The sequence below is a fragment of the uncultured Thiodictyon sp. genome, assembly GCF_903946935.1.
In the GTDB taxonomy this organism is placed as follows: Bacteria; Pseudomonadota; Gammaproteobacteria; order Chromatiales; family Chromatiaceae; genus Thiodictyon.
Map to the genome: position 1 here is coordinate 45,854 of NZ_CAJAXH010000161.1, position 7,550 is coordinate 53,403.

8 protein-coding genes are annotated in these 7,550 nt (G+C 69.0%); all 8 read right to left on the minus strand.

Going from position 1 to position 7,550, the window contains the following annotated elements; genetic code table 11:
• Positions 1–1,002, minus strand: a complete 1,002-nt coding sequence (locus QZX93_RS14685) for a hypothetical protein (protein ID WP_295386988.1) — start codon at positions 1,000–1,002, stop codon at positions 1–3.
• 15 nt (positions 1,003–1,017) lie between these two features.
• Entirely contained in the window at positions 1,018–1,791 is a 774-nt protein-coding gene (locus QZX93_RS14690) for a hypothetical protein (RefSeq protein WP_295386991.1), read from the minus strand.
• Positions 1,792–1,796: 5 nt separating this feature from the next.
• Positions 1,797–2,306: a phage tail protein gene (locus QZX93_RS14695; RefSeq protein WP_295386994.1), complete on the minus strand. Its 510-nt coding sequence runs from the start codon at positions 2,304–2,306 to the stop codon at positions 1,797–1,799.
• Positions 2,307–2,345: 39 nt separating this feature from the next.
• Complete coding sequence (locus QZX93_RS14700; protein ID WP_295386997.1) at positions 2,346–3,908, minus strand: phage tail sheath subtilisin-like domain-containing protein; 1,563 nt, start codon at positions 3,906–3,908, stop codon at positions 2,346–2,348.
• A 32-nt stretch (positions 3,909–3,940) separates the two neighbouring features.
• On the minus strand, positions 3,941–4,723 hold the full coding sequence (locus QZX93_RS14705; RefSeq protein WP_295387000.1) for a hypothetical protein: 783 nt from the start codon (positions 4,721–4,723) through the stop codon (positions 3,941–3,943).
• 260 nt (positions 4,724–4,983) lie between these two features.
• On the minus strand, positions 4,984–6,207 hold the full coding sequence (locus tag QZX93_RS14710) for a vWA domain-containing protein (RefSeq protein ID WP_295387002.1): 1,224 nt from the start codon (positions 6,205–6,207) through the stop codon (positions 4,984–4,986).
• Between the two features lie 24 nt (positions 6,208–6,231).
• The gene (locus QZX93_RS14715) at positions 6,232–6,816 is read right to left on the minus strand and encodes a hypothetical protein (RefSeq protein WP_295387005.1); all 585 of its coding nucleotides are present in this window, start codon (positions 6,814–6,816) and stop codon (positions 6,232–6,234) included.
• Complete coding sequence (locus QZX93_RS14720; protein ID WP_295387008.1) at positions 6,813–7,367, minus strand: PspA/IM30 family protein; 555 nt, start codon at positions 7,365–7,367, stop codon at positions 6,813–6,815. The genes QZX93_RS14715 and QZX93_RS14720 overlap by 4 nt, the downstream gene beginning before the upstream one ends.
• Between the last annotated feature and the right edge of the window lie 183 nt (positions 7,368–7,550).

The window sequence follows — 7,550 nt, forward strand, 5'->3', positions numbered from 1 at the left end:
TTATCCCTGTGACAGCCCGAAGGGATAGGTGCCGCGGCGCGGCAGGGGTCCCGCCGCCGGCGGGGCCGGGGCCCGAACCGGTCGTGGTGCCGGCGCCGGCAAACGGACCTCGACCGTGCCGATCTCGATGCGGGGCTGGGCCGGTGCGGGGTGCTCCGCGGGGGCGCTGATGGCGGGGGCTCGCGGCGGCTGCAAGAGCGGTGTGTGGGATCGCGGTTTGGCCGGCAGGGTCTGGGTAGCCGGTGCCGGTGCGCCCTGGCGCGGTGGCTCGGCGCCCTGGTCGCGGGGCGGGGATGGCGATGCGACGGAGTCGGCGGGCGCGGCGACGCGCGTCCGCTCCTGGGGCGGGGGGGCCGAGTCCGGTCGGGGCGCCAGTTGGGGCTGCACTTGCGTGGTCGTCGATGTCCGCGAGATGCCCGCGGCGTGTCGCAGTGCCTCAACCGCCGGGGATAGCCAGGGGGCGGGGCCGGGTGTCGGGCCGGGGGTGGCGCGCACAGCCGGCCCGACGACCGCGGCGTCGACGACGGATTGGCGGTCCGGCGGTGCGGGCTGGGCGGAGGGTGGCGGCGCTGCAATCGCGGCCGCGTCGGCGGCCTCCGCGGGGCGGTTACCCGCGGCGTTGCCGGTCTGCGCCGACGGTACCGGTCGCGGCAACGGCTGGGTCGGCACGGTCGGCGGGTCGGCTGCGCTCAGGCCAGGGGGCCGATCCGGGGTGGCGGGCGTCTGCGCCGACACCGCAAGGGGATCGGGTGTGGCGAACCGGGTCGGCAGATTGAGGGCGTCCGGCGTGACCGGCCCGCTCGGGTGCGACGGCGCACGCTCGGGCGCGGTGGCGCGACGCCGCGCGGCCGCCGTTGCGGGCACCGGTTGAGGCCCCGCGTCCCGCGCCGGCCAGGCGGTGGGGCCGAAGAGCGCGCGCGGCGGCTGGACCAAGGGTCGGCCGCCGGTGCCGCCCGCCCCGGATTGCCCCGCCGCGAGTCGCTGAAAATAGGATGGGCGCATGGGTATCGGCTCCGCTCAGGCCGCGATCCCGGGCGCGGCGCCACGGGCCGCAGACAATTGCGCATACCGGGAGCGGCGGCTCGCGGGTAGCGCGAGAATGGCCTGCTCGGACCAGTGATAGACGCTGGCCAGGAGGTGGACCTCCTCGTAGAGCCCCGCGGCGCGCTGGCGTAGTTCGCTCAAGACGAAATCGCCCGGCTCGAACCATGCGTACACGGGGGCTTCGCACGCGGGACACTGGCCGGCGATCTCCCCGCCCAAGAGCGGCGCCACCCGCTCCAGTGTCCGCAGGGCGCGGCGCCGGTCGGCGCCGGTGAGTCCACCGATGCAGTGATCTTCCAGGCGCGCCGCCAGGTCAGCCATCGAGCGCGCCGTCTGCGCTGCCGCGCGGTAGGCGGCCACGGTCGGAATCCGCAACCGCGTTTGTCCCAGCACATACCAGCCCTGGTCATCCCGCTCCAGGCCCCGTGGCGGGTTGGGCGCATGGGCCGCGAGGTAGTCGCTGACGGTGAAGCCGACATCGCCCAGGGTGCCGCACCCCGCGCACCGGACCTCGGCCATCAGTCGCTCGCCGATGAGGCGACGGCGCACGGCGAGCAGCGCCGCGTCCAGGTCCGCCAGCGGCAATTGGTCCCAGTCAATTGCCGGGTCGAGGGGCGGCGCCAGACGACGGACGGCCTCGAGCCGTAAGGCAAAGCCGCCGGACCCGGCGGCCAGCAGGAGTTCGTCCCGCCCGCCAGGCTCGCGCAGCGTCACCTGCTCGGCGCTCACCGGCAGTCGCACGGTCATGGCGCTCAAGCCTCCTGCGGCTCGCCCAAGGAGAGGTCGTGCTCCCAGCCCTCGTTTTCCAGCTTGATATGCTCGATGGCAATGGCGTTCCCGCCAGCATCCAAGTCGGGGAGGGCCTGGAATTCCGAGACCCAGCACCGGTGCAAGATATAGCGGTGGGCCGGCTGACCGGCCTCATTGAGCAATTCGATGCGCACCTGGCGCCGCAGGTTCTTGAGCGACGTGGCGGGCGAACCCTTGTCGAGGACCTGGGCGGCGTTCGCCCATTCCTCGAAATCCGGGTCGTGGGTCAGGCCGCGATCCAGGGTGACCGGTTCGTACTTGGTGCGGCCCAGGCCCTTGCGGGTGATGGCGTCGCCGCCCTGTTTGTATTCGATCACGTCGGATGAACGCTTGAGTCCGGTGACCTTGCTGACACCGGCCACCGGGGTGGTCGAGGTGCCGAAATAGACGTGGAAACGGAAGGCCTTGTAGGGGTCGAAACGGTTGATGTTGACGGTAAACGGCTTACCCATAATCCGGTCTCCAGGGGCGTTGAACGGCGCGCGTTGGGATTACTGGCTCTGCCCGGCCAGATGGGCGATCTTGATGATGACGAACTCAGCCGGTTTGAGTGGGGCAAAGGCGACGACGATATTGACCCGGCCGAGGTTGATGTCGTCCTGGGTGGTCGTCGTGCGGTCGCACTTGACCTGAAAGGCATCGCTTGGTTTGGTGCCTTGCAGTGCGTGCTGATTGAACAGCGACAGCATGAAGTTTTCGACCGTGGTGCGGATGGCCAGCCACAGCGGCTCGTCGTTGGGCTCGAAGATCACCCAACGGAGATTCTGCAGCAGGGTCTGCTCGATGAACAGGGTCATCCGCCGCACCGGGACGTACTGATTCTGCTGGAAGGACGGATTGGCCGACACCAGGGTGCGGGCGCCGAAGACGACGGTGCCGCTCCCGGGAAAGGTTCGCAGACAGTTCACCCCCGCGAGGTTGTAGACCCCCTGGGCCTGGTCGTTCATGCGTCCTGAAGCCACTACGCCAGTCGTGTTGTTGACTACGGCCTCCAGCCCGGCCGGTGCCTTCCAGACCCCGCGGCGGGCGTCGGTGCGGGCATAGATGCCGGCCACGAAGCCGCTGGGCGGCAATTCGATGGCGTCCCCGGTGAGCGGATTGGTCGATTTCAGGTAGGGGAAATAGATGGCCCCATTGGTACTGAGCGGAATCGTGCCGCTCTTGAACAGCTCGACCATGACCGGCGGCGCGGCGGAATCGGCGCCGGCGTTGCGCGGCGGGTCCATGATCGCGAAGGCCTGCTTGCGTTCGGCGAAGGCCAGGGCCGCGCTCAGTACGCCGTTGTCGCTGATCCCAGGCGTCACCAGCAGATTGAAAATATCAACCTTGTCGAGCGGCTGGTTGGCCTGAAACACCCCGGTGAAATCCAGGCTGCTGAAGGTGCCGACGAGGTTGGCCGGCAGCGTCGAGGTGAGGGTCAAGGGGGGGATGCTGGTCGACGCGAAGGCCGTGCCGAGCGTACCGCCGCCGGGTGGGGGCGCGATCCGCACCAGTGAAGAGCTCCTGTTGATGCCGGCGTCCAAGGCGGCCTGGCTCAACAGCACCCCGCGATAGGTCTCCACCCGGGTGCCATAGGCGATGGTGAAGTCGGCCGTGTCCAGGACGCCCCCGGCGCTGCTTGCGCGCACATTGCCCAGGGTCACGACCGGTTGGAACTGCGGATGGTCGGTCGGCTCCAAGGCCGTGAACATCGCTGAGCCGCCTGTCGTCACCAGGGTCGCGGTAGCCGCGGCGATGGCCTGGCTGGTCCCGTCGTTGATCTGATAACGGGGCACCAGGCCGACCACATAGGCATCGGAGCCGCCGTTCAGGAAAAATTGGTTCACGGCGTGTGGCAGCGAGGCGTCGATGCTGGCGCTCACGAAGAGTCCGCCGAATTCCCGCTCGAAGTCCGAAAAGCTGAAGATTCGGACCGGCTGTCCGGGGGTGCTGGTCTTGAAGGGGTGGGTATAGCCCACGAAGACCGCAATTGAGGTGGGGGCGGCAGCGATGCTGCGGGCACTGGAGGGAAGCTCTTCGATGTAGAGTCCCGGGTAACTGACGGAGACCGGCATGGCGATTTCTCCTCAACGGGGAGCGGGTGGGTTTAGTGGCTGGATAGGACCGTGGTCGAGCCTGGCCGTGCGGGGAACGCCAGTGCGTCGGCGCCGCCGGTGAGGGCGATCTTGCCCGGGGCCGGCGCACGGTAACCGTCGTCGGGCGGCGTGATGGTGACGACCAAGGCGAAATCGGCCGCGATGGAGTTGACGGCCTTGGCGACCACGCTGTCGGTCCAAGAGACGATCAAGTCGAACGTCTGGGTGAGTGCGTCGACGTTCTTGACCTCGACCTCGATGGCGGCCCCGGCGGGGTCGGCGCTGCGCGCCTGAAGGGTGAAGGCGGTAGCGGCGACGGCGCCGTCTTTGGTGACATCCACCGTTGCCGCGGTTCCCACGTCGCCGACCGCAAGCGGATATTGGCCCGCCTTGGGGAGCGCGGGTGCGTCGCCGGGGACGAGGAACGCCAAGCCCGGTCTGGTACCGCCGTTGGCGACGACCCCGAGGGTGGTGGCCAGTGTGTCTGGGGTGAGGCCGGTGTAGGTCTGCGTTTCGGTGACCTTGGCATCCAGGGTGCTTGTCTGGGGCGCGGCGGGGATGGCCACCACGTTGGAGAATTCAAGCTCGATTGAGATGCCCATGGCCCCCTTCGTCACCGCGGTCACATTGAGCGCGGGCTTGGCCGTCGGTACGGGACCCGGCTGTAGCGCCTGGGCGGCGAGCAACCGTTGCAGGAAGGGGTCCACCAAGGCCTTGTAGTCCCCATAAAGGGGCCAGCGGTCGGCCTTGAGTTGACCGGTCGCGTCGAAATACAGGGCGCCCAAAGGAATCATGAGGTGTTTCCCATCGCTGCCGGCAAGGGAAATCGGGTTGGATGAAACGACTGACTTTTCCGGCACGATGCTCACCTCGGACGCGTAGGATGAACAGATCGAGTGTGCTTGGCCTGGCTGCCACGGGGGCGCCCCGCGGCAGCCAATTGACAAATGTCAAGCCGAGTATAGATAGCGACGGACGGTGAGTATAGGACCTTTTTTTGGGGGTAGGGTTCGGGCTTCTGGCGGGTGGGCGGCGCCTCGCCCAGCGTTGCGGATCAATACCGCGGACCCGCCTTACCATAGCTCAGACCCGCGTCCGCGCCCTGTTTGCGCACCGTGCTCCAGAGCTGGTGGTCGAGCGAGTCCTTGGCCCCGCCGGCGGCCTCGACCCGTTCCTTGAGATAGTCTGCCCGCTGGGCGGAGAGCGCTTGGGCCTCCTGGCGCAGGTTCTCGCGCCGGGCGGCGGTGGCGGCGACGAATCCTGCCCGCTCGGACTCAGGGAGCTTGGCCAGCGGTGCCGGCAAGGATTCGGCCGGGAGCGTGCCCAGGTCGACCCGGCCGTTTTGCACCGCGTCCACCAGTTCCTGGTCCGCGCTGAGGCTCGCCGCGCCGCTGGGGGAGGCGACGAACTCCGCGCGGCGGGCGAGCGCGGCCGGGGCCGCCGCGGCCTTGGCGACCTTGGCCTTCGCGACCTCGCCCTCGCGCTTGCCGCGCTCATCGGCGCTGCCGTAGAAGAGACGGGTGTCGTCCAACTCGGCGGAGAGCTTGGCGAGCTTGGCATCGTATGGGGTGCTGATGGCGACCGCGCTGCCCGCCTGCCCGACCTGGAGATAGGCACCGTTGCCGAGTTGAGCGATGCGTTGCCACTCGCCGCGGGTGTCCGCCTGCGCCCCGCACTGGATGGCGTTGACCCGGATGCCCCGGCGGCCCGCCTCCGCCAGTGACTGGCGGTAGGGGACATCGTTGGCATAGTCCATGTGGGGCGGGGCGTCGCCCACCAGAAAGACCACCCGGTAGGCCGTCGGGTCCTGGCTCCAGCCGATGCGGGTAATGGCCTCATGCAGCGCCTGATTGACACTCTCGGGCCCGTCACCGCCGCCCTGCGCCTGGAGCTGGAAGAGCTCCGCCTGGAGCTTGTCCAGGTCGCCCGAGAGGTCGACCACCCGGGTGATATAGTCATCCCCGCGGTCGCGGTAGGCGACCAGGCCCATGCGGATGATCGGCGCGGGCTGGGCGGCGGCGAGGGTCGAGGCGATCGACCAGATCTTATCCTTGGCCGTCTGGATCAGACCGCCCATGCTGCCGGTGGTATCCAGCACGAAGACTGCCTCGACCACCGGACGTTGACCGGCCGGGGGTTGCGGGACGGCGATCGCGACCCCCTGTCCCGGGGTCTGGGTCGGCAGGGGCGCCGGTGCGGATGCGGTCATCATGGGGTAATAGGCCACCGCGGCGGCGGTGAGTCCGAACAGGCCGAGACCGATGAGCTTGGTGTTCATGGAAATTCTCTCTTTGGTTTGATTTCAGCGATGATCTTCGATGCGGCGGCCTTCGATGCGGTGTAGTGCCCCTTCGGCCGCCCGGCAGGCCAGGTCGAAGGGATCGGCCGGGATGTCCGATGCCATGGTGCGGTCGGTGCGGTGCCCGGGCCGGGCCGGGATGGCGCCGAACAGCGCCTGGACCAGGAACAGGCACCAGAGGGCCAGGAACAGACTGCCGCTATGCACGCCGGCCCACACTGCGGTGGCGGCCCCGGCGAGGACCAGGCCCAGGTCGAGCAGGGCGGCGCTCGGGGTGGCGTGGAAGCACCAGACCCGTGCCAGCCACACCAGGGCGAGTTGCACCAAGACCTGGGACCAGACCCCGGGGACCAGGGCGAGTGCGGTGCCGGTTACCGGCATCCAGGCGAGCACCAGCAGCACCCGTCCGGCGCGTTCGTCGCTGCGGCTCACCAGATAAAGGATGTAGCCCAGCCCCAGCGCGGCCGTCGTGAGTCTTAGGGCCGGACCTGGCCACAGGGCCAGGCGCAACCCGGTGTCGAGCACCTCGGCCCCGACGGCGGCGACCAGTGCGACCAGGACACCCTCCAGAAAGGTCGGGCGGTTCATGTTGAGGCCCCCTGGCGGCGCAGCCGCAGCAGTTCCAGTTCCACCTCCGCGTCCGAGATCCCCGTGTCCGGGGCGGACCAGGCAGGGTCCAGCGGACCGCGGTCGTCGTCGGCCGACGGCGGCGCGTCCGGTGTATAGAGCGCCGCGCGTGAGCGCAGTTCGTCGAGCCGGGCCGCTTGGGACTCAACGCGTGCTGCCAGTCGCCCGCGCTCCTGCGTCAACTCGGCGCGCCGGGTCTGGAGCCGGACCCGGTTCCCGGCGGTCTCCAGGCGGCGGCGGATCAGCGGCCGGGCTAGGGCCTCGCGCCCCTCGGTGAGCCCTTCAGCCAGGGCGTCCGCGGTGCGCGCCTCCTCCTGCGCCAGCGCGGTCTCGCGCAGCGCCAGCCGCGCCAGTTCGCGATCCAGCCGGGTCAGTGCCTGGCGGCCCTGGTCCAGCGCCTGTTCCATCTCCCGTACCGACTGGGCGAGTACCAGCTCGGGCGCCTCCAGCCGGTCGAGTACCGCGTTGAGATCGGCGCGCACCAGTCGCGCCAGACGGGTCATCAGTGCCATGGTCGTGTGCTCCTCTTGTGGCTCGTTGGAATCTGTGATACGAGTCTAGTACCGCAGGATGAAAATCCTAATACCGTTTCTGAAGAGCGCGTTGTAAGATGCAAACTTCGTGATCTACTCTGGTTTTTTCGATGCCCTTGCTTCGTCCTGCGCCTGTCCTCGTAACCGATCGCGAGCGTCAAC

What these genes read in the sequence shown, in the direction of transcription:
- QZX93_RS14690 (WP_295386991.1), bottom strand. Translation starts at nt 1,791, where the DNA reads ATGACCGTGCGACTGCCGGTGAGCGCCGAGCAGGTGACGCTGCGCGAG.
- QZX93_RS14715 (WP_295387005.1), bottom strand. Translation starts at nt 6,816, where the DNA reads ATGAACCGCCCGACCTTTCTGGAGGGTGTCCTGGTCGCACTGGTCGCC.
- QZX93_RS14695 (WP_295386994.1), bottom strand. Translation starts at nt 2,306, where the DNA reads ATGGGTAAGCCGTTTACCGTCAACATCAACCGTTTCGACCCCTACAAG.
- QZX93_RS14720 (WP_295387008.1), bottom strand. Translation starts at nt 7,367, where the DNA reads ATGGCACTGATGACCCGTCTGGCGCGACTGGTGCGCGCCGATCTCAAC.
- QZX93_RS14685 (WP_295386988.1), bottom strand. Translation starts at nt 1,002, where the DNA reads ATGCGCCCATCCTATTTTCAGCGACTCGCGGCGGGGCAATCCGGGGCG.
- QZX93_RS14700 (WP_295386997.1), bottom strand. Translation starts at nt 3,908, where the DNA reads ATGCCGGTCTCCGTCAGTTACCCGGGACTCTACATCGAAGAGCTTCCC.
- QZX93_RS14705 (WP_295387000.1), bottom strand. Translation starts at nt 4,723, where the DNA reads ATGATTCCTTTGGGCGCCCTGTATTTCGACGCGACCGGTCAACTCAAG.
- QZX93_RS14710 (WP_295387002.1), bottom strand. Translation starts at nt 6,207, where the DNA reads ATGAACACCAAGCTCATCGGTCTCGGCCTGTTCGGACTCACCGCCGCC.